The sequence below is a fragment of the Rhodococcus sp. FH8 genome (assembly GCF_019266085.1).
In the GTDB taxonomy this organism is placed as follows: domain Bacteria; phylum Actinomycetota; class Actinomycetes; order Mycobacteriales; family Mycobacteriaceae; genus Rhodococcus_F; species Rhodococcus_F qingshengii.
The window spans coordinates 51,933-75,303 of record NZ_LPNQ01000074.1 but is presented as its reverse complement, the minus strand read 5'-3'; the positions used below and the strand labels follow the sequence as shown (position 1 = coordinate 75,303).

Sequence of the window (23,371 nt, the reverse complement as noted above, 5' to 3'; positions counted from 1 at the left end):
TCATAGACTGCTTTGCTCCGAGCCTGCAAGGAGCGTGCTCGCAAATGGGTGTCTGACCCGGTAACGCAGTGTCGAGTGCGACCCAAAGACACAAACACTCATATGAGTGTTTGTGTCTTTGGGTGATAGCGCATAAGATGTTATGAGTACGTCCGCAACGAATGCGGGCGCTGGTGAGTATCTACTCGGAGGTGGCATAGATGACGGTCATTGCAGTGCTGAACCAAAAGGGTGGTGCAGGAAAGACGACGATCGCCACTCACTTGGCGCGCGCATCCCAGCTTGCCGGGTACGAAACATTGCTCGTGGACTCCGATCCGCAGGGGAGTGCGCGAGATTGGGCGGCGGCCTGCGAGGAACAGCCTGTTCCGGTAGTCGGGATCGACCGACCAACGATCGAACGTGACCTCAAGAGGGTCACTACGCATCCAGTCATCATTATCGACGGAGCCCCTCAGGCGGCTGATCTGGCGGTATCGGCGATAAAGGCCGCTGATGTAGTCCTCATTCCCGTACAGCCATCGCCGTACGACATTTGGGCGGCAGAGGATCTGGTCAAACTCGTGCTTCAGCGGATCGAGATCACCGACGGCAAACTCAAGGCTGCGTTTGTTATCAGTAGGGCGATCACCGGCACCCGTATCGGTCGTGAGGTGACAGGTGCGCTCCGCGACTACGGACTGCCCGTGCTTGACGCGCGGATCACTCAACGCATCAGCTACCCCAATACTGCAGCCACAGGTACGACGGTATTGGACGCAGAACCGGATTCGGTGGCGTCCGACGAGGTCAAGTCGCTCTTTCGTGAACTTGCGGCCTTTGCAGGGCTGACGGACGAGACAAAGGCGAAGCTCGTCGTATGACCGAGCAATGACGTCGAGGGGCGTAGATCCCCGGTTCATGCGAACTCAACTGGCAAACCACCTTCACTCATTAACTCAAAACTGGCTATGAGCGTATGAGTGTATGAGTGTTTGACGAAATGAAAGGCCACGTCATGGCGACAGGCAACCTCCGAGCTGGCCGACCATCCGCCACTCGCGCTCCACAATCCATCGAAGACATGATGAGCGATTCCAGTGGACGGACGAAAAGGATCCAGGTGAACGTCGACGCAGACCTTCACCGACGTTTCAAGGAGTACGCGGTCCGCAACGAGACCGCTATGCAGGACCTGCTCATCAAGCACATTCATCAACTGCTCGAGGACGAACAGAAGTAGCGCTTGGAAGTAAAGGGAGCCCCGCCGGATGCACCCGACGAGGCTCCAGACCGGGAACCCCGCTGAAAGACATCTCACGGGGTGTAGGAGTCAAGCCGCGATCGGGAGGGGAGGTGGAAATGCGTGCAGTTCGTCGAAGAATTCGCGGGTGATGAGGCAGTGGTGGAGTTGGCCGAGGAATCGGTTGAACAGGTGTCGTTGAGCTTGGTGGTTCCAGTCTCCGCCTGCGCGTCGGGCATCGAAATGTCGTCGGGCTCCGGGGGACGCTTGGAGGGCGCTGAACGCCCAGATCGTTCCTGCTGCAGCCAGTCTTCGGTTCTTGACGTGCCGGTGCAGGACGAAGGTCTTTTTCCCGCTGGCACGGGTGATCGGGGCGGCGCCGGCGTAGGCCTTGAGGCCGCGCGCGGTGGCGAACCTGTTTCGGTCGTCACCGATCTCGGCGAGAACTCGGGCCCCGGCCAGTGGCCCCAGCCCGGGGAAGCTGGTGATGATCTTCGCATCCGGGTGTTCGGAGAAGAGCACGCTCACGTGCGCGGCGAGGGTCTCGGCGGCTGCGCAGGCAGCGTCGAACTGCCGCAACAGGGCCATCAGACTGATTCCCATCGCTGCTTCGATCTGCGGTGGCTGGCGAAGCGCCGGGGCGCGCATGATGGCCCGCAGTCGTTCGACGTCTCGGTCGAGGAATCGGGAACGTCCGGCTCTTTTGAGTGCTGCTTTGAGTTGGGGCCGGGTCAGGGCGGCAGCTGCGGTCGGAGTCGGAGCCGCAGCGAGCACGCTTCGGGCATCAGGGCGGGTCAGCCCGTCTTCGAGCGACTGAAACGCGGTCAACGCTGCCGGGAAATATTCCTTGAGCAGCGAGCGGACCTCGTTGCCGAAGCGTTGCCGAGACCAGACCGCGTCCTGCTGGGCGCGGGCGAGAACCCGAATGGCCAGAGCGCTGTCGGTATCCGCCGGCAACGGACGGTGTGCGACGGCGTCGGTGCGCACGATATTCGCCAGCATGACCGCGTCGGCGGAATCGGATTTCGATCCGGAGACCGAATGCCGGGACCGGTACCGGGAGGCCGCGAGCGGATTGATCGGGTAGATCACCCGGCCACTCGCGCGCAGTCCGGCAACCCACAGGCCGTGATCGGTTTCGATCCCGACCGGGATCAGGTTTTCGGCGGTGTCGCCGGCTTCGGCGAATGCCTCGAGCAACCGGGCGAACCCGGCAGCGTCGTTGTCGACGCGTCCCCGGCTCACGACTTCGCCCAGGTCGTTGAGGATTGCGAAGTCGTGATGGTTTTCGGCCCAATCGATTCCGCAGTACAGTCCCACCGCGCCTCCCAATGTCGATGTGCAGGTTGCGAACCCGTGTGGTGCACGCGGCGACCTAATTGCAGGACTCGACGGTCCGTCATCTCACCAGCCGTTCGTGTCACCAGCGCACCGCAGGGCACTCGATCTGCCGAAGAGCTCACGGCTCGGGAATGCAGAAGAAGAGATCGACCCTGTGGCGGGCTCGTACCACGACATTTCACCACGTCGAATGGTGCACTGCCTGGCGCTGTCTCTCTTCCAGAAGGCGTCGTGTGCGCCGGGAAAAAACCGGGAGTCGGCCGGGCAGTGCACCGGCAGAAACATCAGACCAGCGTGAGCGTTGCAGCCCGTCGGTCCGTGCTTCTACACACCAATTAGGAAAGAACCCAGTCATGACCGACTTTAGCCTCCGGGCAGCTCGTATTCAGCTAGGCGCATTGCTCGCCGCACTCGCACTCGCGATTGTCATTGCACTCGGTATCACCACCGGCGCATTCGTACTTTCCTTCGCTGTGCAACGCGACCTCGCCAGGCAAGCTCTGATCCCCGAACACCTGACCTGGATTTTCCCTGCGATCGTGGACAGCGCCATCCTCGGCGCCACCATCGCCATCGTCATCATCAGCAAGCTCAACATGAACAAGCGCGACCGAGGCTTCTACATCGCACTCGCCGTCAGCGTTGTCGTGATCAGCATCCTCGGAAACGCGTACCACGCCTATCACGCAGCAATTGCCGCACGGGAGTTCATCGGTGGTGGGGGAGACCTCGGGTTCATCCCACTCGCACCGGCTATTGCAGCGGCCATTGCGATCATTCCGCCGGCCCTGGTCTTAGCATTCACGCACGGAATCACGATCCTGGTGAAGGCAGTTGGAATGGCCTACGCCGCTTACCGCTCGATCGTTGAAAACGCCACCGACAGTGAGGACGCAAAGAGTGTCGCGCCTGACCTCGCCGCCGGCAGGGAACCGATCCGCGACCCTCGCAACACGATCGCCCGCGATGTTGCGGATCCGGTGGAAGCGAAACGAAACGAGGACGCCTCAACGGCGGATGCACAGGCCGACCGCCACGACGTTGTTGCGGACTTTGCGGAGCCGTTTTTCGTCGACGAAATGACGGATGAGGGCCTCGACGACATTGATGCCCAAGACACTGGTACGGCATTCGGTCGCGGCCGAGACACCGAAGAAACGCAGACCGAGACCGATGCCGGCATAGACGATCTCATGGCCTTCATCGCCGGGTCGGATCTCGCGCCGAACGTGAAGGACACAGCAGTCCGCAAGCTCACGAACCTGAGCCTCACGTGGGAGATGATCGCTCAGGAGTCGAAGCCGCCTGTCGCAATATCGACTGCATGGCGCCGCTACCAGCAGTTCGAAAAAGAGGCCCGTGCAGCAGGATTCACGAGCCCGCCGCTACCAGACCTGCGCGCCGCCGAGAACATCGCCGAACACGAACTCACCACCGTTTGACCCAGTCCCACCGATAAAAGGTGGCCCTGGCGGTGCTCTAACACCGTCAGGGCCGATGACCACAGAATGGACCTGTGACCAATGAATGATCATAACGACCTCGCAGAAAGCGTCGACCACGGAAAGACCGGCCGACCACCTATGCAGCCACGAGCGAAAATTACCCGAGAAGCGATCCTCGAGGTTTCCGCCACCTTGTTCGGCCGGACGGGTTACGCGGGCACCAGCATCAATGACATCCTGGCGATCTCCGAGACCACCAAAGGTGCGATGTACTTCCACTTCTCGAAGAAAGAATCCATCGCCCGAGAAATGCTGCACCGCTGGGAGAACGTCGTCTCGGAGACTGTGGGGAAAGCGGCAGCGACCGGGCAGCCCGCTGACCGGCAAATACTGATGATCTACCGCGAACTCGCCCGCCGCGCCCAAAACGAGGCGATCGTCCGCGCCGGACTCATCCTGAGCGTCGACAAGTCGCTCAGCGAGGCCCACGCCACCTACGAAGCGTGGACCGACGCGATCACGCCGATCGTCGTCGACGCGATCCGCTGCGGCGCTCTCGACTGCGCCGAGAGCATGTCGCGGCTCGCAGACACCCTCTGCGCCGGATTCGTCGGCGCTGTACAGGTTGCCGCTAGCCTCGACGAGAACCACACCATCACCAGACGGGTCGACGATCTGCTGCTGATATGGCGCGGAACCGACCCGGCCTCCGCCCGCACGGTCGAAGGAGCATCGCTGTGAACAGCCCCATCGAATCGGCACAAACCTCGGAAAGCGCCGCCATCGTGAGTAATCGCCCGTGGATCGGCCGCCCTGTCGGCACCAAGAACTCGGCAATGCAGGAACGCGCCGTCCGAACACGAGAAGCGATCATCGCCGTTGCGGCACGGCATTTCGACACCGATGGCTACGGCCACACCAGCATGAACACCATCACCCACACTGGGAAATTCGCCAAAGGCGCAATGTACTACCACTTCCCATCGAAGGAAGCGATCGCGCAACAGCTCATCTCGGACTGGAACCTGGCGGTCGACGAATCCATCAACGACGCAGCGGTAGATGCCGCCGTAGGGACCGGATCCGATCGGTTGACTGCGATCTTCTCTTCCCTTGCCCTCAAGATCGCTGACGACACCAACCTGCGCGCTGGGATGAAGCTGACCCTCGAACCCAGCATCGACAACGGTGCAGCTTTCGCGCGCTGGGTCGATGCCGTCAGTGACATCGTCGAAACGGCGATCACCGCCGGTGAGTGCGTGGACGGCCCGATGGTGCACCGGCTCGCATGGAATCTGTGCTCGGGCACGGTGGGAGCGGTCCAGGCCGCAGCCACCCTGCGGGAGGACGTCGACGTGGCCACGCGGGTCCAGGACGTGGTCAGTGCGCACTTGAAGTCCCTGACCGGCCCGTAGGGCTCTTGCCTCTACCTCTGCATTCGTCGGGAGGTAGGGGCGGGGTTCGGGCATCGACGACAGGAAAACGAATGTGGACGCTACTGGCGAGTAGAGAACTCGCTACTCGATCCCCGACGCGGCGACTCGACAAACGGGACTGCGGGTCGGTTACGGGCATGATGGGACCTTGTAGTGGTGCTCACCGCCCGTTGATCTGTACGGGGCCGGCACTGAGTCTGCTCGGTGTCGGTGAGTGCCGTGCGGTGGGAATTCGTGGGGATCTCTGCTGTGGCGTCCAGCAAGAACAACAACGATCAGTTCGACCTTTTCGACATGGAGGAACACAATGAGCGGACAGATATTCGCCGAGGTCAGTCGAGTGTGGACGGACTTGATCGGTCTTCCGGAGTCGATGACGGAGTCGGAGAAGCAGGAGTTCCTGCAGGAGCGGACCGCGGAAATATCGGCGCAGATCGAACTGTCGATGGGGACGGCGCAGGGACCGTTGGTGGCCCGCTTCAAGAGCGAGTACGGACGGGAGCCGGACTTTCCGACGAAGTTGGCCTTGATCGAAACGGCCCGAGCGCAGATCACCGCCCAAGTTCTACAAGAGATGCTCTACGAGCAGATCCCGGAAGCTCTGGACCCGTTCCCGGAGGAGGCGGACAACGAGAGCACACCGGAGAAGCAGTCCGAAGAGAGTTCGGCCGATCCGCAGCGGTGGCGCAAGGCGCTGGTTCGGAGCGAACCGCTGAAAGCGTTCGAGGAACTGACCGATCAACTGTTCCCGACCCGTTCGACGCTCTACCGGGTGATGGCGGCCTATTTGATGCAGACACTCTCGGAGGATGGGCAGCCGATTCCGACGAGCAGCAGCGACCCGCTTCTTCCGTCGTTCATCAGCCAGCTCGAAGCGGCAATGGTCGAGGACGGCCAGCCGCTCGACGGCCCCGGCGCACTCGTCGAGCGGAAGTAGAGCAGAGCCAGCTCGGACTCTTCGACGAGGCCGGCGCCAGTCCCGTCGATCCCGCAGCCGTCGATCCTGGGGGCACACCGCTGCCTCTGACGGCCGCAGAAACTCAACCCTCACCGAGTGTCGCCGACGTGGAGTTGGTGGCGGAGACGGCGATTGAAACCCCTGCCGCCGAGGTCTCGGAAGCGTTAGGTTCCGAGGAAGCGGGGGAGGAGACGCAACCGGAAACGGCCGCGCGAATCCTTCCCGAACCGGTTGATTTCGCCCCCGGGGTCGAGGTTCTGCCGCCGTCCGGAGAGAAGGCGCGGGCACGGGCGAACATCGCCGCTATCGAAATGCTCGGTGTCCTCGACTCCGAACAGCGCTACGCCACCGCAGAAGAGCAGCAGATCATCGCTCAGTGGTCGGGGTGGGGAGCTGTCCCCAACATCTTCGACACCTCGAAATCGGAATGGGCGCAAGACCGCTCACGCCTGGAATCGTTGTTGACCAGTCAGCAGTGGAATCAAGCTCGCTTCACCACCGTCAACGCCCACTACACCGATCCGGCCATCGTCTCGGTGATGTGGGATGCACTCGAGCGCGCTGGTTTCAGCGGTGGACGGGTACTCGAACCGGGTTGCGGTGCAGGCACGTTCATCGGTCACGCGCCGGAATCTGCGACGATGGTCGGTGTCGAACTCGACTCGACGACCGCCCGGATCGCGGCGGCGCTCTACCCGTCCGCGCAGGTCCGCAACGAAGGTTTCCAACACACCCGCGTACCCGAGGACAGTTTCACCGCGGCCGTGGGCAACGTCCCGTTCGGTGCGCTGCGCTTGCACGACCCCGCACACAACAAGAGCAACCTCTCGATCCACAACCACTTCATCAACAAGTCCCTCGCCCTCACCGCGCCCGGAGGGTACGTCGCGGTGATCTCGTCGGCATTTACCGCCGACGCCGCAGATCCGCGTGCGCGCAAGGAAATGGCCGAGCGGGCCGACCTGATCGGCGCAGTGCGTCTGCCGACCGGTGCGTTCGCCCGAGTGGCCGGCACCGAAGTCGTCACCGACGTGCTGGTCTTCCGTGTTCGTGAAGAGGACCGCGAACGCTCGGAAGCGACAGCACAATTCGTCACCACAGGCGAGACGGGAGTCCGCGACGACGACGGCCGCTACCTGGATCGGTCCGTCAACGGATACTTCGCCGCCAACCCGCACAACGTTCTCGGTGAGCTGGTCATCGGGTCCGGGATGTACAGCAACGAAACCCTCAAGGTCAACGGCCCTGTCGGTGCGCGCATGGTCGAAGCTCTCTCGCAGCGCCTGACCGCGATAGTCGACCGCGCCCGCGCCGAGGATCTGGCGTTGACCGCGACGATCGAGTCCACCGCCGTCGCCGGAGTGAACGCTTTCGATCAGGGGCTGATCAACGGCGCCGAGCGTACCGGCGACGAAATCGCCATCGACACCTTGCGCTGGAACGAAGAGCAGCAGCAGATCCAGGTCTACGGCCGCGGCGGATGGGAACAGGCCACCGTGCGAGGGGTGAAGAAGCACGACGAATGGCGCCAGCTCCTGCAGATGCGTGACGTGGCGGTCACCCTGGTGCGCTCTCAGCTCGAAGAGCGACCGCGCAGCGAAAGGATCGCTCTGCGTGAGGAATTGAATTCCCGCTATGACGAGTACCTGGGCCGATACGGATTCATCAACCGGTTCGAGTGGAAGATCCCCGCCGACCTCACCGACGCCCAGCACGACCGCAAGCTCGAAAAGAGTATCGAGCGGTGGAGGGCGAAGGAAGGCAACGAAGACGGACCGTGGCAGGGCGAGATCCCCGACGCCGTCTACGAACGCCTCAACGACGAAGCGTGGGAAGACAACCGCCGGCCGTGGAAGAAGCAGACCCACCTCGAAGGGATCCTTCGCAACGACCCGACTATCCACGTCGTGTTCGCCATGGAGAATTTCGACGACGAAACGATGCGCGGCAGCAAGGCCGCGATCTTCGCCACCGACGTGGTCTCGGCACGTGCGCAGCGCCGCGAGGCCGAAACCATCGACGATGCACTCGCGATCAGTCTCGACGAGACTCGCAGCATTGATGTCGATCGCATCAGTGAACTGCTCAGCGTCCCGCGCCCTGACGTCGAGGAACAACTGGTCGGGCGAGCATTCCGCTCACTGCACGATCCGAACACCTGGATCCCCGCGACGTCGTACCTGTCGGGGAACGTCCGCACGAAACTCGCGGACGCCCACGCAGCGGCGGAACAAGATCCTCGGTACCGGCCCAATGTTCAAGCCCTCACCGAGATTCAGCCGCCGCGCAAGAACGACATCGACATCAAACTCGGTGCCCCGTGGGTCGATCCCGCTGACTACGCCCAGTTCATCCGGGAAACCTTCGAGGTTCCCGAGGGAATCACCGTCAAGGTCGAACGCTTCGACGCCCAGTGGTCGATCCACGTCGCGGGTTATCGCGGTGACAAGGGCATGGCCGAGAAGTGGGGCGTCGTACCGAAGACGTGGACCGGGCAGGCCGGCGGCTTCAACTTCGAGGACGAGACCGCCGACCGATTGGGCATCAAGTACTCCGGCTGCGCCCGTGGGGACTACGACCACATCACGTTGCTGACGTCGCTGTGCAACATGGAACCGATCCGCATCAACAAGTCCAAGGAATACGCCGAAGCAGCAGGTGGGGATTTGCTGCACGACAAGGCAACTCGCGCCGCGCAGAACAAGGCCCGACGGATACAGCAGGAGTTCCGCACGTGGGCACTCGATGCCGATCCGGATCGCCGCGAAAGGCTCCTCGACACCTACAACGAACTGTTCAACTCGACAGTCGCACCGCAGTGGGACGGCAGCTACCAGACCTTCCCCGGCCTCGGCGACAAGTACGCGCCCTACGAGTACCAGCGCAACGCCGTCGCCCGAATCGTCGGTGAGCCGTCCGTACTGCTCGATCACGTCGTCGGTGCCGGCAAGTCCGGAACCATGTTCATGGGCGCCATGGAACTCAAACGGCTCGGACTCGTCCGCCAACCGTGGATCGTGGTTCCGAACCACATCGTCGAACAGATCGCCATCGAGGCATCGCACTGGTACCCCGGCGCCCGCATCCTCTCCGGATCCGCCGCCACCGATCTCGAATCCCGCCGGCGACTGGTCGCACAGTCGGCCACCGAGGACTGGGACATGGTCATCGTGCCGCAGTCCGCGTTCAAGCTGATCGGCGTCTCGAATCAGACCAAAGCCGATTTCATCCGCGACGAACTCGACAAGCTCTACGAGCACCGCACCACGATGGAGACCCGCGAGTCGGTCAAGAAACTCGAAATCGCGATCGCCAACGCCGAGGAACGACTCAACGACACCCTCGATCAAACCGGAAAAGACGCTGGTCTGAGCTTCGAGGAGAGCGGCGGCGACTACCTGTTCATCGACGAAGCGCACATGTACAAGAACCTGCGCCGGCAATCGAACGTCGACGAGCTGGCCTGCGCCAAGGGCGCCGATCAGGCCATGGACCTGTCGATGAAGCTGCACTACCTGCGAGGCGTGCGCCGCGCCGAAGCCGTCGAAGCCGGTATCCCCGAGGACAACTACGTCGAACGAGTCGCGACCTTCGCCACCGGCACACCGGTGGCGAACAGTCTCGGTGAGCTGTGGGTGATGACGAACTACCTGCGTCCGGATCTGCTCGAGGCTTCCGGTGTTGCCGCGCTCGACTCGTGGGGCGCGACTTTCACCGACACGGTCGAGAGCGTCGAACTGAACTCGAGTGGCAGCAAGCTCGTTCCCAAGACCAGGGTCGGGGAGTTCACCAACGTCGGTGACCTTGTCGCCATGAACAGCGTGTTCACCGACGTCGTGATGCGCGATCAAGTGCCGGTGACTCTTCCGGTCCTCGACGACGGGCAGCGCACCGTCATCTCCTTCGAGCCCAGCCAGGAAGTGCGGGACTTCATCACCGACCTCGGTCACCGCGCCAGCGCCGCCGACCGCCGACGCCCCGACATCGACAACTCGCTCAAGATCGCGAGCGACGGCCGCAACGTCACCCTCGACCCGAGGACCGCACACCTGGACGCACCCGAGACCGGCGGCCGAGCTCGCATCCTCGCGGATCAGATCCTTGAGGTCCGCGAAGACACCAAGGACAACGTCTACCTCGACAATCTAGGAAACGAGTCGCCCTTACGCGGAGGGCTACAGATCGTGTTCTGCGACCGGTCGACTCCGAAAGCCAAGAGCCGAGCGTGGAACATCTACTCCGGAGTCAAGGACGAACTCGTCGCCGCCGGCATGGACCCCGAATCCATTCGGTTCATCCACGACTACGCGAAAGCATCGGAAAAGGCGAAGCTCTACGCGGACTGCCGAAATGGCCGCGTCGCCGTGGTTTTCGGCTCCACCGAAAAGATGGGAACCGGCGCCAACATCCAGCCACGCGCCGTCGCCCTGCACCACATCGACGTGCCCTGGCGACCTGCTGACCTCGAACAACGAGAAGGCCGCATCATCCGGCAGGGCAACCAGAACAAGCGCGTCCAAATCTTCGCGTACGTCGCCGAACGCACCTTCGACACTTTCATGTGGCAGACCGTGCAACGCAAAGCGCACTTCATCGAGCAGCTCAAGCGCGCGGACCGCACTGTGCGCCGAGTCGAGGATCTGGGCGGGGACGACCTCGCCAAGAACGCAGCAGCGATCAAAGCGATCGCTACCGGAGATCCCCGCTACATGCGCCAAGTCGAACTCGACGGCGCCGTCGCCGACCTACAGGCCGACGCCGACGCGCACTTCGCGGCAGCTCGAAGCCGTGAACGCGAACTCGGAGCCCTCACCACCGCCATACCCGGCCACCAGCAGGCAATCGCGGCACTGACCGCGGCCGTACCCGCAGTCGAAGCGCACCTCGCGGCCGAAGGATTCTCGATGACCATCGCCGGCCAAACCTTCACCAAACGCCCCGAAGCGTCGAAAGCGCTGGTCCATCACCTACGAGAGACCTACGGTCACCTCAAAGGGGCAGGACTCGACAAGGTCGTCACCGTCGCAACCAAGGGCGGCCTCGAAATCGAGGTCCGCCGATCCATGGCCGATGCCGCGCTCTACGTCGGCGCGAAAGGACTGCCCCTCTCGACGAGAGTTCTTCCCCAAGAAGACATGTACGTCAGCGTACGAGCGAACACCACCATGACCGAAGAAGAACGCGAAGGAGCGTTCGGTCACCTCGCGAGCGGCATCATGAGCCGCATCGAACGCATGGTCGCCGAAGTGCCCGACAAACTCGACTCCCGCACCTGGCAACTCGACACCGCCACCGCCCGACTCGAAGAACTGCAGAAGCAGTCCAGCGAGGACTTCCCGCGAAGCGCGGAACTCAAGTCGATGTACGCCGAACTCTACGACCTCCAACGCCAGCTCCGAGAGGAAGAAAACAGCCCCGAAGCGATCGCCCGCCGAGTAGAACTGCAAGAGCGTCTCGAATACAAAGGGCGAGAACCCGGCTGGTCGCTCATGCTCAACGCGACACCGGCACTTGTCGAACAACTCGAATGCGTCGACGCCGACGAGGTCCGAGCGATCATGGCCCGCCGAGAAGCCGAAGCAGCCATGGAACGCAGTCGCCTGGCAGCAATGGCCGAATCTGCAACCGTCTCCGACGCTTCGACGGAACAAGAACCGGCACCTGTTGCGGCAGAGCAGGAAACACCAGAACCCGGCAACGCCGACTCAGATATCGCGGAGGCTGCTGAGTCGTCTCCAGAACCGGATTCACCGCTACCCGAGGTTCCCCCCACGGTGAGCGATCTGGCGCATCCGACCTCGATCCGGGACATGCTCAACCGGCGACGATCATCGCCAGACCGGCCAAACCCCACCCGCCCACCGACCGATCCATCAGCCGAACGCGACCATGGCCACGAGCTGTAACAACCTTGAATCTTCGCCGACAACAAGGCGAACTACGGCGGAACTTATTCCAATACAGTGGAATTGACTACGACCTCAACGAACGGACATAGAGCGACCATGACCCACATCCATCTGAACCAACCCGTCCCCGGCCTCCGGAGCTACTTCGCTACAGGCGCGATCGAAAAGCTGAAAACCCAGCATATGAAGTTGGACGCAGCCGCACAGGCTGCCAGATTCGGGGACATCACCGAAGACCACAAGAGTTATGTCCGGGAAGCCATGGAAATGCTCGCGGCTTCGCTGGACTACTCCTACATCGAAGTGTCCAAAAATGTGAAGGAGCTGCTGGCGCACTCTCCGGAAGGCTGGGTCAAAGTCGACGTCCCGAAGACGAACGACTCGGACACCAAAGCCATCGAACGCATCTACGAACAGTTTAAGAAGAACGAACTCGAGCCTCTTGTGAGCGAGCTGGCTCCGGCGACACCGTTTCCGGATCTGCCCGAGACGATCCTCCAGGACAACCTGAGTCTTCACATTCCTGTTCGGCTGATCGACTCGGTGATCGAAACTTACGCGTCGAGGTCCGTCGTCTAGGTAGTTTCAAACCGATTCAGTTCTGTGCTCGACTGAGTTCCTCTACATTCGCTCCGCGGGCCTGGGCAATGACCGCAGCCAGCCTGTGCCGACGGCGGACGGCGTTCCGTTCGTCGTCGGTGAGCCTGCTCTCGCCGGCAATGCGTTCCTGCTCGTACGCGTCCCCAAGATTTTTCAGTGCTTGCGCCTTCGTCAGCTCGAGTACCGCCGGCGGGAGTTCGATGCCGTGCTCACCGTCGTAGATCAAGCACCACTCGTGCACCTCGTCCAAGCGTTTCTGTGATCCCCACCCGTTGCTCACCACGAGGTCGGTGGACTCCCCATCGGCAGAGGGAACGGGTGTGGTCGTCGACGGTAGTGCCGCGAGGCGGCCGACCGTCGCCTTGCTTGAATCGAGCATCGCCGCGGTCTCCCGTATGGACGCACCGCTCGCGAGCAGCACTTTGATTGCCTGCATCAGCACGACATCGCTCGCTTCTTTCGCCTGGCGGGCGGCCTGCTTCGAGGTCGACACTGCTTCGGAAGCGGCTTTGAACAGCTGATTCATACCGCAACCTTACCCAAAGACGGGACGCGGAGACCCATTCGAGGCCTGATGTGTCCCATCTATAGGACGCGATGGTCTATCGTGGGGACATGAAAGGCAACGAACCTGTTCAACTCGACCTGTTCGACTTTCCCTCCGACGCAGATCCGGCGCTCGAGGAGTTCCTCGCAGACGCCGAGACCATTCCCGCCGCGTGCGTGTGCGACAAACACGTGGGACGCATCATCTGGCTGAACAGAGCCTGCCGGATCCAGAACTGGTGCACCGAAGACGACGGCTACACAGGGCGCGCAGTCCGCATCGAAGCAATCGCCCTCGACGACAACAGCTCTCACATAGGGCGTTTCCTATTGGGCAGACCACATTCCGTCGGTCACGGAAACACCTTGACTCTCAAGCGAGAAGAACGGTGAACAACACAGTGGGCCGCTCCGCCCGCACTCTCACGACAGAACCCACATCTGTCGTAGGTGTGCCGCACAATGAGCCAACACACTCATACACAGTGCGGGGGAACGAAAATGAGCGTCTTGATCATCGGCGTAGTGGTCCTGGTGGCCTGGATAATCGGATCATTCGTCGCCAGATTCCTCGGCGGCCTGCTCATCATTCTCACCATCGCAGGCCTCATCTGGGGCGGGCCCCACTTCGGGGAGATGAACGCACCGTTGGCCCTGGCAGTGGGGCTGGGCCTGTGGTTGGTCGGACACTGGTTGTTCGCGTTCAAGCACAAGGGATGGCGCAGCTCGCTCGCACTTCGAGTTTTCAGCCTGCCCATCCTGCGCCTTCTCTCACCTGTTCCCACCAAACACATCCCTGCCCAGCCTGCCTGGGTCGACTGAGAACAGAAATATTCATGACAATCGGAGTAGTGATCGCTCTCGCTGGGGTGTACCGCGTTTGGCGTGGAACGACTTTCCAAGTCCTCGAAGAACGGATCGGACCCAGCCTGTTCGCTCCGGAGCGCTGGGACTGAACTGGTATCGGCTCGCGTGATGCAACCCTTTCAAGGGCGTGGTTGAGTTCTTGGTGTACGTTTCGACATCCCCAGTCGGGCGATTGTTGGTGCTTCGAAGCCTCCATCAACCAGACTGTTCGTGTTCTCGCACCAGGAGGTAGCACCGCGCTATGACGGTCAGTAATCAGCTCAACGAGCTGGTCGAGAAGGCTCGAAAAGATGGCTGGGCGGACGGCGTTTGTTCCACAGAGACGCTCGAGTACCAAACTTGGGGACGGGCCTACACCACCGTTGCCGGCCGTTCGCTAAAAGGAGGGTTCGAGGTGCTTCGGCCCACCGGGACAGAACAGGCGGAAAAGCGTTCCCTCAGTGCGGTGTACGGACGCGGGCAACAACCGTTGCATACCGACGGAGCTCATTTAGCTGAGCCGCCAGATTTGGTGATCTTGGCAGTGGCCAAGCCAACTCCCGTCCCCACTCTCCTGTGGCGGCATATCGACATGGTGGAGGGTCTCAGTGAACTTGACGAGGATATTCGGCACGGTCTGTTCACCATCGATGATGGCAAGGAGGTTCACCTCGCTCCAGCGCGCACCGGTTGGACTAAGGAAACTGCGCGAATCCGATTCGATCCCGGGTGCATGGAACCGGCTGATTCCCGCGCTCGGCGTGTTCTTAAGCACTTTGAAACCGCTTTGAAATCAGCAACTCAATTCGAGTGGGCTAAACCTGACCAAGTTTTGGTAATTGACAATCGAAATGTTCTTCACGCACGTGCCGACTCAGAACACGATCCAGACCGGGAGATGCAGCGACTGATGCTACGACTCAACCAAAAGAGCAGTTCATGAGCGCACCGTACGACCATGAAGCCTTGTGGTTAAAGGCCAAACTTTTTCTCAACCATGCGATGGATGATCCCGCGATGAGATCCTTCGACGAGCGTGCACTGTGGTCTTCTTTGGCATTGGAGGCGTTAGCGAAAGCGGCACTCGCTAGGCAGTCTCCGCTACTGATCGCTGTCCCAACGGAAGAAGGGACTAATGTTCTGATTGCTTTGGGTCTCATAGGCGGTAAAGCACGGTTCGAATCAATACCTGCAAAGTCCCTGTATTCCCGATGCGAAAAGGCTTTTAGGCCATTCGATGCGAGTGAAGCTCAAAAGACGTCCTGGGCTCGGAATGATTACATTCATGGATCATCGGCTAGTTTCACGCCATTGCCAGAGTCAGCGTGGTGGCCCAAGTATTGGGCGCAGGCCGACATACTGGTATCTGCCTGCGAAAAGGACATCGATGATCTAGTCGGTCCCCAACGGGGAACGGTTGTTCAGGCTTACCTGGAGCAGAACAAGAAGCACATTGAACACCGTTGCGAGACCCTGATCGGGCGTGCGAAACAACGCCTTGCGCAGTACAACGCCGGGTCGCTGCCCGCGAAGGTCGCAAAGGACTGGCAGCCAGGTGCAGACCTGTCCGCCGGTCTCAACTACCAGCAGGCTGAGCACTGCCCAGCGTGTGAGGGGGTTGGTGCCGTAGAAGGCGAAGACAAGATCGATATCAAGCGTGAATACCACCAGATCGCGGAAGATGACTACGATATTTCGGTTACGCTTACAATCAGTTCCGAATATTTCAGTTGCGCTAACTGTGGTTTGGTCCTTGACCAGTATCAGTTGCTCGAACAGGCGGGTATCGCAGAATCCTTCGAAACTGAAGGTGATTATGACGATATAGATTATGGGGAGGAATATGGAAATGACTAGCATGGGGCATATTTGATTTTCCCCGCCACCGAGTAGCGAATTTTCTTGAGGCGCGGTGAATAGTTTCTGATACGTGGTGAATAGAGGGCATGCAGTCTTGAGGTTGTCTTCCGGCAGTTCGTGTTCGCAGTGGACTGCGCCAGTCACCTAGCCGAGGTTGCGGTACAGGGTTGATCGGGCAACCCCGAGGGTTTCGGCGATGGTCGTCATCGAGACGCCGGCACCTTTCATCTTGCGCGCAATCGCCTTCTGTTTGTCGTCGAGCACGGGCGGTCGACCACCCGTGCGTCCCTGCCTTTTGGCTGCTTCCAAACCGGCAAATGTTCTTTCCCTCAGGAGATTTCGCTCGAACTCGGCGAGCGCTCCAAAGATGGTGAAGATCAGGCGGCCACCGGAAGTGGTGGTGTTGATTTCCTCGGTCAGTGAGGTGAACCCGACACCGATCGATTCGAGGTGGGCAACCGTCTCCAGCAGGTGGGGGAGGCTTCGTCCGAGGCGGTCCAAGCGCCACACGGCCAGAGTGTCACCCGGACGTAGATGGTCGATGACTGCGGCAAGCTGTGGGCGGTCGTCTTTGGAGCCTGATGCGACGTCCGTCCAGATCTTGTAACAACCCGCGGCCGTCAGAGCGTCTGTCTGCAGAGTCGGGTTCTGATCGGCGGTCGAGACCCTGGCGTACCCCAATGTCAGTTTCAGGAGTGCGCGTCATGCTTTCCTGGGGTTTCACCTCCGATTGCAGTCGTCTTCTGACATTCTGAGTGCAGAAGTGCACTGCACAATCGGTCACCCAGGCTGGGCGTTCGGAGGCTGCGATGGACGCGGACAAGTTCGACGTCGCCGAGACCGGTGTGCTGACCGCGTCGGCCGAGCAGTGGGAGCAGGCACGGACGCGGTTTGCAGTGCTCAGCGAACTAGCGGATCGATCCTCGATTGGTACCGCAGTGGTCGAGGATGCAGCGCAGCAGTTGGGGGTCTCGCCGCGGCGTGTGTACGTGCTGCTGTCCAGGCTCCGGAATGGGGGAGGGGCGGTCACCGATCTGTTGGTCTCCGCACCGTCAGGCGGGCGCGGACGCTCCCGCGTGCCGACCGAGGTGGAAGTGGTAATCGCCGAGCACATCAACCGTGACTTTCTGGCTCGCCAGAAGCTCAGTGTCGCTGCGCTGCATCGTCGTATCGCGCTCGCCTGCCGCCGCGCCGGACTCCCGATCCCAGCCCGCAACACAGTCAACGCGCGGATCGCAGCAATGCACCCGGGCCGCGTCGCACGCTCACGTGGCGGACCGGACGCGGCCCGATCGCGGCAATCCGCTGGCGACGTCCCGCCGCCGGTGACGGCCGTTCTGCAACAAGTCCAGATCGATCACACCGTGGTCGATCTGATGATCGTCGACGAATACGACCGGGCACCGATCGGACGTCCGTATCTCACGATTGCCATCGATGTCTTCAGCCGCTGTGTGCCAGGGTTCGTCGTCACACTCGATCCGCCGTCCGCAGTGTCGGTCGGGTTGTGTCTGGGCAGGGTGTGCTCGGACAAGAGCGTACGGATCGACGCTTTGGGCCTTGGCGCGGATGTGCGGTGGCCGATGGGCGGAAAGCCGCACCGCTTGTACGTCGACAACGCCGCCGAGTTCAAAAGCGAAGCGCTCCAGCGTGGTTGCGAGCAGCACGGCATCGACCTCGGCTACCGACCACCCGGCCGGCCGCATTACGGCGGGATCGTCGAACGCATCATCGGCACCGTCATGACCCAGGTCCACGAACTCCCCGGCACCACGTTCTCGAACCCAACGCAGCGGGGCAGCTACGACTCGGAGGGCACAGCAGCACTGGCCTTACAAGAATTGGAACGCTGGCTGATCCTGGCGATCGCGGCGTATCACGCGGACGTGCACGCCGGCCTGAGCCGGAGCCCGGCTGCGCAGTGGGCCAGCAGCATCGACGCCGACCCTGCTCTGCCGACGTCGACAGTGGTGGACGAGACCGCATTCCTGGTGGACTTCCTTCCGGTCATGCGGCGCCGCGTGACCCGGACAGGGTTCGTCATCGACCACATCCAGTACTTCTCGAACGCTCTGAAACCGTGGATCGCCCGACGAGAGACTTTGGGCCAGTTCGTGATCCGGCGGGATCCACGAGATCTAAGCAGGGTGTGGGTCCTGGACCCCGACAGCGGCGGCGGATACATCGAGGTGCCGTACCGGACGATGTCACATCCAGCGGTGACCTTGTGGGAGCATCGCGCAGCAGTGACACGACTGCGCGAACACGGCCGAGCGCATATCGACGAACACGCCTTGTTCTCGATGATCGACAAGATGCGAGAGATCGCTACATCGGCGCAGAAGGACACCAGACGGGCTCGACGTAACCGCAGTCGTCGTGCGCACCTGAGCAGCGTCGTGACATCACCGAACGCGATGGGCCCGCCCGAGCTCGGCCCAGGCACCGACGACGTGTCGGTTCCGATCTTCGACGACATCGAAGAATGGTGAAACGGTGAACAACGACCCCCGAATTACTCCCGCAGGCGACGGCGACGACCGCAGCTGCCAGGACATCGACCCCGGTAGTGCGGATCTGACCCACCTGCGAAGTTCGGTCAGATCGATAGCGGGTCTTCCTGCAGCGCAACGTATCAGGCACATTCGTACGGAACGGTGGATCGGGTATCCGCGTGCACGGTCGGTGATCGAGCACCTCGAGACGTTGCTGGTATGGCCAGATCGGCAACGAATGCCGAACCTGCTACTGATCGGACCGACGAACAACGGCAAGTCGATGATCATCGAGAAGTTCCGGCGTGCGCACCTCGCTGTCAGCTTGCCCGACCGTGAGCACATACCGGTGTTGTGTATGCAGATGCCCCCTGACCCGGCACCCACACGGTTCTACCTCGCGATGCTCGCTGCCCTCGGAACGCCGACCCGGCCACGGAGCCGCGTTCACGAACTCGAACAGCAAGCAGTCACGCTGCTGCGAGCAACCGGGGTTCGGATGCTGATCATCGACGAGCTCCACAATGTTCTCGCCGGCCGCGACAACGTGCGCCGAGAATTTCTGAACCTGTTGAGGTTTCTGGGCAACGAACTACGGATCCCTCTCGTCGGAGTCGGTACCCGGGAGGCGTACCTCGCGATCCGCAGTGATGCACAGTTGGAAAACCGTTTTCACCCCATGACGCTGCCGATCTGGACCAATGACACCGACACCCGCTCCCTGCTGGCGAGCTTCACCGCCAGCTTCCCGTTGCGTGCGCCCTCTCACCTGACATCGACGGAGATGACCGATTACCTCCTCACCCGGTGTGAGGGCACCATCGGCGAACTGGCCACGCTGTTGACCGCGGCCGCAGTGACCGCAATAGAAGCCGGAGAGGAATCGATCACCTCACAGGTGTTGACCCAAACCGCGTACTTCGGGCCCACCGAACGCCGCCGCCACTTCGAACGGCACCTGGCATGACACCAGCCGATGCCCCTGCAGCGCACACGGCGCTCGACCACAGCGCGCATCCGCGGTGGCCACTGCACCCGCAACCACTACCTGGTGAGACTCTGACGTCGTGGCTGGCCCGGACCAGCGAACAGTATTCGTCGATCACCGCCGCGGACCTCCTCGACGGGCTCGGCCTTGAGACTTCGGGCGTCGACCTGGACCGGCACACACCCGAGCCGGTGCTATCCGCGCTTGCCCAGAGGAGCACCTGTACGGCGGAACGGCTGCGTGAGATGACGTTGGCGGGCTGCACGCCCTGGCTGCTTGACAGCATCGACCTCACCGAATGCGACTTCGACACCTACGTCCACCAGTTCTCTGTCCTACTACCGGCGGGTCTGGCGATGGCAGATCGACGTCGACGCACACCGCCTGCCGGCACATGGCTTCCCTGGGTGAGCACGCTGACTACGCGGGCATGCCCCCTGTGTATCGACGACCTCGACACAGACACCGATATCGCGGTCATGATGGCTCATCAATACCCGATACTGACCAGTTGCACGAAGCACCTCTGCCGGTTGGAATTCTGCGCTGTGGTGCCCGGCAGACTGGTTTTCTGGGACAGGACACCGCCCGGCGCGGACGAACACGCATCACCGATACCTGTCGCGGCGGCCGTCGCAGAAATCGACAGACGCAGCGTCACCGCGTTGACGAGCGGGTCGGTCGAGCTCGGCGGAGGCCGTGTTCATGCAGCAGTGTGGTTCAGGCTGCTGCGCACCGTCGTCGACGAAGTGTCCACACCGCTGGTCCGCACCGGATGGTGGGCAAAGCCACTGAGCGCGATCTGGAAGTCCACCGGTTGTTCTCGACCTCTCCGGACCGCGTGGGTTCCGTTCGAGGACCTGAGGTGGAACGAGCAGTCGACAGTCATGCTCGCTGCCGCGACCGCGATGATCGCGGTCGAGAACGACGAGATATTCGCAGGTGGTGCTGGTGCGGCTCTACTGCGCCCACGTTCGTACGAGCCGGTCGATCCGGGGACCGCTCCGTCAAGGTCTCGCAGTCCGGTACCCGCCCGCAGCGCCTGGGACGGTGTAATTGCGGCGATCGATGCCGCTGTCGCCGCCGCCCGCGTCGACAGCGACGCCGCCCGATCTCTGTTCGGATTCGCTCGAACGGGGTGCCGGACCGAAGGTGACGTCGATGAGCTGGCCTATGCCTTCGTCGAGCTCGGTATTCGACTGGACTGGGACTGAAGCGCGCGTGATCACCACACGCATCTCTACCTTGGTTTCTACGCGGAAATCGATCGCTGCCTGTAGTCACCCACGATTTGTGTGCGGTGACCGACGAGAATTTTCCTTCCCGCACCGTCCCCGCTGAAACGCCTGCTCAGCGTGCATTCGACCTGAGAAGCCTGTCGGGGGTGCTCGCTACAGTCCCTACCATGGCAGAACGGCAGCTCAGCGAGGTCCCGGACGTGGGTTCAATCGTCCCGGTGAGTGGTGCGGCGGTGTTTCCGGACCTGTCGAGCGAGGTCGCCGCGCGAATCGAACGGTCGATGGCATCGGCACGGTCTGCTGCTACTCGCCGCGCCTACGATTCGGCGTGGCGACGCTTCGAGACCTGGTGCACCGTCGCCGGGCACCACGCGTTGCCTGCGCATCCCGCGACGGTGGCGGCCTACCTCGTCGCCGCCGCCGACACGCTCACTGTCGACGGGACGCGGGCGTATGCACCGTCGACGTTCGGCAAGTGGATCGCGGCGATCGCCGACCGTCACCGCGCTGTTGGCCACAACAACCCGTGCGGCCACGAAATGGTTCGCGCCACTCTCGCCGGTATTCGTCGGGATTATGCGTCTGCGGGGGAGCGGCCCCGAAATCCCCGTGCCCCGCTCCTCACCGCTGACATCACCACGATCGTTGACCACGCCCGACGCACTGCAGCGGACTGGGCGTCGGAGGTGCTCGAACGCCGCGACACCGCGCTACTGCTGATGGGATACACCGGCGCGTTTCGGCGCAGTGAACTCGTGGCGCTCGAATGCCGCGATGTCCGCCGCGACCGCCTCGACGGCGCGCACGTACAGATCCGCAAGTCCAAGACCGACCAGGACGGTACCGGAACCGTGAAAGCCCTTCCGTTCACCGACCGCTATGAATCCTGCCCGGTCTGCGCGTGGGTGCGATGGTTGAAGATCGTCGCAGCGTTCGACACCGGCGGCAGAATCGCCGTCATTCGACTGCTCTTCCGTGCAACACCATTCGATGCCCATGTCTGCCGCGGCTCCCTGCCCACCGCCGACAAATCCTCGCCGCTGTTCCGGTCCATCCGCAAGAACGGCAACCTCTCCGACACCGCCCTCTCCGGGGCTGCGGTGCACGCTGCAATCCGTCGCCGCGCCGCTCGCGCCGGATTCGATCCCGAGACGGTCACACAGTTGGGTGGGCATTCGTTGCGGGCAGGATTCGTCACCCAAGCATTCCGGAACGGCGCCGACGCCCACGCCATCATGCGCCAGACCGGCCACACGACCCCTGGGATGGTCGAAATCTATGCCCGCGAGAACGCGCCGCTGCTCGGCAACGCCGTCACCGAGCTCGGACTATGAAACCGAACGGAATTGCGTTCAGCTCGGTGCCCCATGGCGTCGCGGGTCTCGACCGCTCCGCAGAACACACATGGGCACTGTTCTTTGACTGGTGCGCTGCCACCGACCGTCCGTCGCTGCCGGCTGCACCATCCACACTGGCAGAGTTTCTCGCCGACCATCCCGCCAGCGTCGCCACGCAGCGACGCCGAGTCGCCGCTGTCAACGCCGCTCACCGCACTCGCGGAATGACCGAACCCGGCCGCTCGGTCCCCATTCGACTCGCTCTCGCGGAGCATCGCCGGGAACGTCTCGCCGAAATCCGTGGCGGCGCTGCATCGATCATCGACAGCATTCCGACGTCCGGATGGCCATACGGGCTGTTCGGTCGGCGTGATGCACTGATACTGACCTTGGTGTCCGCCGGTCTGACCTACCGTGAGATCAGTGTGCTGCGCCGAGGCGACATCGAGGTCGCGGGGCTGGACCTGGTTGTTTCAGGCCTGTACCGGGTCACCCCGAACATGCTCGGCAGTCACGGTGAGTCCGGTCCGGTGACGGTGTACCGGCGCTGGGCGCAGATTCAGTCGATGCTCGATCGCTTCGCGAGTATCTCGGTGCTCCGCGAATTTCTCGACCCCGATCGCTCACCGCCGACGTCTGCGTTTCCGGTGGTGACAGCGCAGCAAGCGGGTGAGCCACTTGTGGTCCGCATCGACCGTTGGGGCTACACGCCCTGGATTCCGGAACCGCTCACGGCGCAGTCGTTGTCCGCAGTGACCCGCGCGCACCTGACCGGCCGTCCGTCCGAGCATCGTCCGCGAGTCCTGTGGACGGAGAACGGCACAGACGGTGACGTTCTCTACGACGAAATACGTTACTCGAGCGTCGTTCTGGACAATGCCTACTACGAGCATGGAATTCGTGCCCGCCGCAACGCTCACATCCGCCTTGCCGATCTCGACGATCGATTCGACGACATCAACGACCGCGTCGACGAACTCTTGCACTCGCTCGTCGACATTCTCGACAAACACGGCGAACCGGAGCGCGACGACGGCTGATGTCATCGATCAGGGAGCTGGCCGCACGATCATCGTCTGCGCTGACTGCGGCGATGATCGTGCGCGCCTTCTGTCATTTCTACGTCTTGATGTTTCGGCGGGCTGGATGT

20 protein-coding genes are annotated in these 23,371 nt (G+C 62.1%); 17 read left to right on the top strand and 3 right to left on the bottom strand.

The annotated features are described in order from the left end of the window. Nucleotides 1–200 precede the first annotated feature (200 nt). Nucleotides 201–863 (top strand): ParA family partition ATPase, encoded by a 663-nt coding sequence (parA, locus tag ATN38_RS20125; protein ID WP_030537278.1) that lies wholly within the window; start codon nucleotides 201–203, stop codon nucleotides 861–863. A gap of 119 nt (nucleotides 864–982) precedes the next feature. After that, nucleotides 983–1,222: a plasmid partition protein ParG gene (locus ATN38_RS20120; protein ID WP_080712781.1), complete on the top strand. Its 240-nt coding sequence runs from the start codon at nucleotides 983–985 to the stop codon at nucleotides 1,220–1,222. A 90-nt stretch (nucleotides 1,223–1,312) separates the two neighbouring features. On the opposite strand, the gene ATN38_RS20115 is transcribed toward ATN38_RS20120, so the two are convergent. Next, a complete protein-coding gene (locus ATN38_RS20115; RefSeq protein WP_218748472.1) occupies nucleotides 1,313–2,542 on the bottom strand; it encodes an IS110 family transposase in 1,230 nt (409 codons plus the stop codon). Nucleotides 2,543–2,916: 374 nt separating this feature from the next. On the opposite strand from ATN38_RS20115, the gene ATN38_RS20110 reads away from it, so the two are divergent. The 6 genes from ATN38_RS20110 (at nucleotide 2,917) to ATN38_RS20085 (ending at nucleotide 12,890) form a co-directional block, all read left to right on the top strand. After that, on the top strand, nucleotides 2,917–4,005 hold the full coding sequence (locus ATN38_RS20110) for a DUF2637 domain-containing protein (RefSeq protein WP_218748470.1): 1,089 nt from the start codon (nucleotides 2,917–2,919) through the stop codon (nucleotides 4,003–4,005). 81 nt (nucleotides 4,006–4,086) lie between these two features. Beyond that, nucleotides 4,087–4,749 carry a TetR/AcrR family transcriptional regulator gene (locus ATN38_RS20105; RefSeq protein ID WP_256932014.1) on the top strand — a complete coding sequence of 221 codons (663 nt, stop codon included), beginning with the start codon at nucleotides 4,087–4,089 and terminating at the stop codon, nucleotides 4,747–4,749. Further along, the gene (locus ATN38_RS20100; RefSeq protein WP_218748469.1) at nucleotides 4,746–5,423 is read left to right on the top strand and encodes a TetR/AcrR family transcriptional regulator; all 678 of its coding nucleotides are present in this window, start codon (nucleotides 4,746–4,748) and stop codon (nucleotides 5,421–5,423) included. The genes ATN38_RS20105 and ATN38_RS20100 overlap by 4 nt, the downstream gene beginning before the upstream one ends. Nucleotides 5,424–5,751: 328 nt before the next feature. Continuing rightward, nucleotides 5,752–6,381: a hypothetical protein gene (locus tag ATN38_RS20095; protein WP_218748467.1), complete on the top strand. Its 630-nt coding sequence runs from the start codon at nucleotides 5,752–5,754 to the stop codon at nucleotides 6,379–6,381. Nucleotides 6,382–6,509: 128 nt separating this feature from the next. Further along, nucleotides 6,510–12,308, top strand: coding sequence for a helicase-related protein (locus ATN38_RS20090; RefSeq protein WP_218748465.1), 5,799 nt, complete (start codon nucleotides 6,510–6,512; stop codon nucleotides 12,306–12,308). Nucleotides 12,309–12,407: 99 nt separating this feature from the next. After that, entirely contained in the window at nucleotides 12,408–12,890 is a 483-nt protein-coding gene (locus tag ATN38_RS20085) for a hypothetical protein (protein WP_218748464.1), read from the top strand. Between the two features lie 16 nt (nucleotides 12,891–12,906). On the opposite strand, the gene ATN38_RS20080 is transcribed toward ATN38_RS20085, so the two are convergent. Further along, the gene (locus ATN38_RS20080; RefSeq protein ID WP_218748463.1) at nucleotides 12,907–13,437 is read right to left on the bottom strand and encodes a hypothetical protein; all 531 of its coding nucleotides are present in this window, start codon (nucleotides 13,435–13,437) and stop codon (nucleotides 12,907–12,909) included. 89 nt (nucleotides 13,438–13,526) lie between these two features. Between ATN38_RS20080 and ATN38_RS20075 the strand changes: the two genes are divergently transcribed. The 4 genes from ATN38_RS20075 (at nucleotide 13,527) to ATN38_RS20060 (ending at nucleotide 16,160) form a co-directional block, all read left to right on the top strand. Next, nucleotides 13,527–13,850, top strand: coding sequence for a hypothetical protein (locus ATN38_RS20075; protein ID WP_218748462.1), 324 nt, complete (start codon nucleotides 13,527–13,529; stop codon nucleotides 13,848–13,850). A gap of 108 nt (nucleotides 13,851–13,958) precedes the next feature. Then, nucleotides 13,959–14,279 (top strand): hypothetical protein, encoded by a 321-nt coding sequence (locus ATN38_RS20070; protein ID WP_218748461.1) that lies wholly within the window; start codon nucleotides 13,959–13,961, stop codon nucleotides 14,277–14,279. 286 nt (nucleotides 14,280–14,565) lie between these two features. After that, entirely contained in the window at nucleotides 14,566–15,246 is a 681-nt protein-coding gene (locus ATN38_RS20065) for a TauD/TfdA family dioxygenase (RefSeq protein ID WP_218748459.1), read from the top strand. Further along, nucleotides 15,243–16,160, top strand: a complete 918-nt coding sequence (locus tag ATN38_RS20060) for a hypothetical protein (RefSeq protein WP_218748457.1) — start codon at nucleotides 15,243–15,245, stop codon at nucleotides 16,158–16,160. Before ATN38_RS20065 ends, ATN38_RS20060 begins: the two co-directional genes overlap by 4 nt. 147 nt (nucleotides 16,161–16,307) lie before the next feature. Here ATN38_RS20060 and ATN38_RS20055 read toward each other — a convergent pair whose 3' ends face one another. After that, entirely contained in the window at nucleotides 16,308–16,850 is a 543-nt protein-coding gene (locus ATN38_RS20055; RefSeq protein ID WP_374104626.1) for a recombinase family protein, read from the bottom strand. 122 nt (nucleotides 16,851–16,972) lie between these two features. Here ATN38_RS20055 and ATN38_RS20050 point away from each other — a divergent pair, with 122 nt between their 5' ends. The 5 genes from ATN38_RS20050 to ATN38_RS20030 all read left to right on the top strand — a co-directional run bounded on the left by ATN38_RS20050 (nucleotide 16,973) and on the right by ATN38_RS20030 (nucleotide 23,261). Beyond that, nucleotides 16,973–18,655: a Mu transposase C-terminal domain-containing protein gene (locus tag ATN38_RS20050; protein WP_256932013.1), complete on the top strand. Its 1,683-nt coding sequence runs from the start codon at nucleotides 16,973–16,975 to the stop codon at nucleotides 18,653–18,655. Between the two features lie 64 nt (nucleotides 18,656–18,719). After that, the gene (locus ATN38_RS20045; protein ID WP_218748547.1) at nucleotides 18,720–19,625 is read left to right on the top strand and encodes a TniB family NTP-binding protein; all 906 of its coding nucleotides are present in this window, start codon (nucleotides 18,720–18,722) and stop codon (nucleotides 19,623–19,625) included. After that, entirely contained in the window at nucleotides 19,622–20,860 is a 1,239-nt protein-coding gene (locus ATN38_RS20040) for a TniQ family protein (protein ID WP_256932012.1), read from the top strand. The genes ATN38_RS20045 and ATN38_RS20040 overlap by 4 nt, the downstream gene beginning before the upstream one ends. Nucleotides 20,861–21,051: 191 nt before the next feature. Continuing rightward, a complete protein-coding gene (locus ATN38_RS20035) occupies nucleotides 21,052–22,218 on the top strand; it encodes a site-specific integrase (protein WP_030537356.1) in 1,167 nt (388 codons plus the stop codon). Beyond that, nucleotides 22,215–23,261, top strand: coding sequence for a hypothetical protein (locus ATN38_RS20030; protein ID WP_030537357.1), 1,047 nt, complete (start codon nucleotides 22,215–22,217; stop codon nucleotides 23,259–23,261). The genes ATN38_RS20035 and ATN38_RS20030 overlap by 4 nt, the downstream gene beginning before the upstream one ends. Nucleotides 23,262–23,371 lie beyond the last annotated feature (110 nt).

What these genes read in the sequence shown, in the direction of transcription:
- parA (WP_030537278.1), top strand. Translation starts at nt 201, where the DNA reads ATGACGGTCATTGCAGTGCTGAACCAAAAGGGTGGTGCAGGAAAGACG.
- ATN38_RS20120 (WP_080712781.1), top strand. Translation starts at nt 983, where the DNA reads ATGAAAGGCCACGTCATGGCGACAGGCAACCTCCGAGCTGGCCGACCA.
- ATN38_RS20110 (WP_218748470.1), top strand. Translation starts at nt 2,917, where the DNA reads ATGACCGACTTTAGCCTCCGGGCAGCTCGTATTCAGCTAGGCGCATTG.
- ATN38_RS20105 (WP_256932014.1), top strand. Translation starts at nt 4,087, where the DNA reads ATGAATGATCATAACGACCTCGCAGAAAGCGTCGACCACGGAAAGACC.
- ATN38_RS20095 (WP_218748467.1), top strand. Translation starts at nt 5,752, where the DNA reads ATGAGCGGACAGATATTCGCCGAGGTCAGTCGAGTGTGGACGGACTTG.
- ATN38_RS20085 (WP_218748464.1), top strand. Translation starts at nt 12,408, where the DNA reads ATGACCCACATCCATCTGAACCAACCCGTCCCCGGCCTCCGGAGCTAC.
- ATN38_RS20080 (WP_218748463.1), bottom strand. Translation starts at nt 13,437, where the DNA reads ATGAATCAGCTGTTCAAAGCCGCTTCCGAAGCAGTGTCGACCTCGAAG.
- ATN38_RS20075 (WP_218748462.1), top strand. Translation starts at nt 13,527, where the DNA reads ATGAAAGGCAACGAACCTGTTCAACTCGACCTGTTCGACTTTCCCTCC.
- ATN38_RS20070 (WP_218748461.1), top strand. Translation starts at nt 13,959, where the DNA reads ATGAGCGTCTTGATCATCGGCGTAGTGGTCCTGGTGGCCTGGATAATC.
- ATN38_RS20065 (WP_218748459.1), top strand. Translation starts at nt 14,566, where the DNA reads ATGACGGTCAGTAATCAGCTCAACGAGCTGGTCGAGAAGGCTCGAAAA.
- ATN38_RS20060 (WP_218748457.1), top strand. Translation starts at nt 15,243, where the DNA reads ATGAGCGCACCGTACGACCATGAAGCCTTGTGGTTAAAGGCCAAACTT.
- ATN38_RS20050 (WP_256932013.1), top strand. Translation starts at nt 16,973, where the DNA reads ATGGACGCGGACAAGTTCGACGTCGCCGAGACCGGTGTGCTGACCGCG.
- ATN38_RS20040 (WP_256932012.1), top strand. Translation starts at nt 19,622, where the DNA reads ATGACACCAGCCGATGCCCCTGCAGCGCACACGGCGCTCGACCACAGC.
- ATN38_RS20035 (WP_030537356.1), top strand. Translation starts at nt 21,052, where the DNA reads ATGGCAGAACGGCAGCTCAGCGAGGTCCCGGACGTGGGTTCAATCGTC.
- ATN38_RS20030 (WP_030537357.1), top strand. Translation starts at nt 22,215, where the DNA reads ATGAAACCGAACGGAATTGCGTTCAGCTCGGTGCCCCATGGCGTCGCG.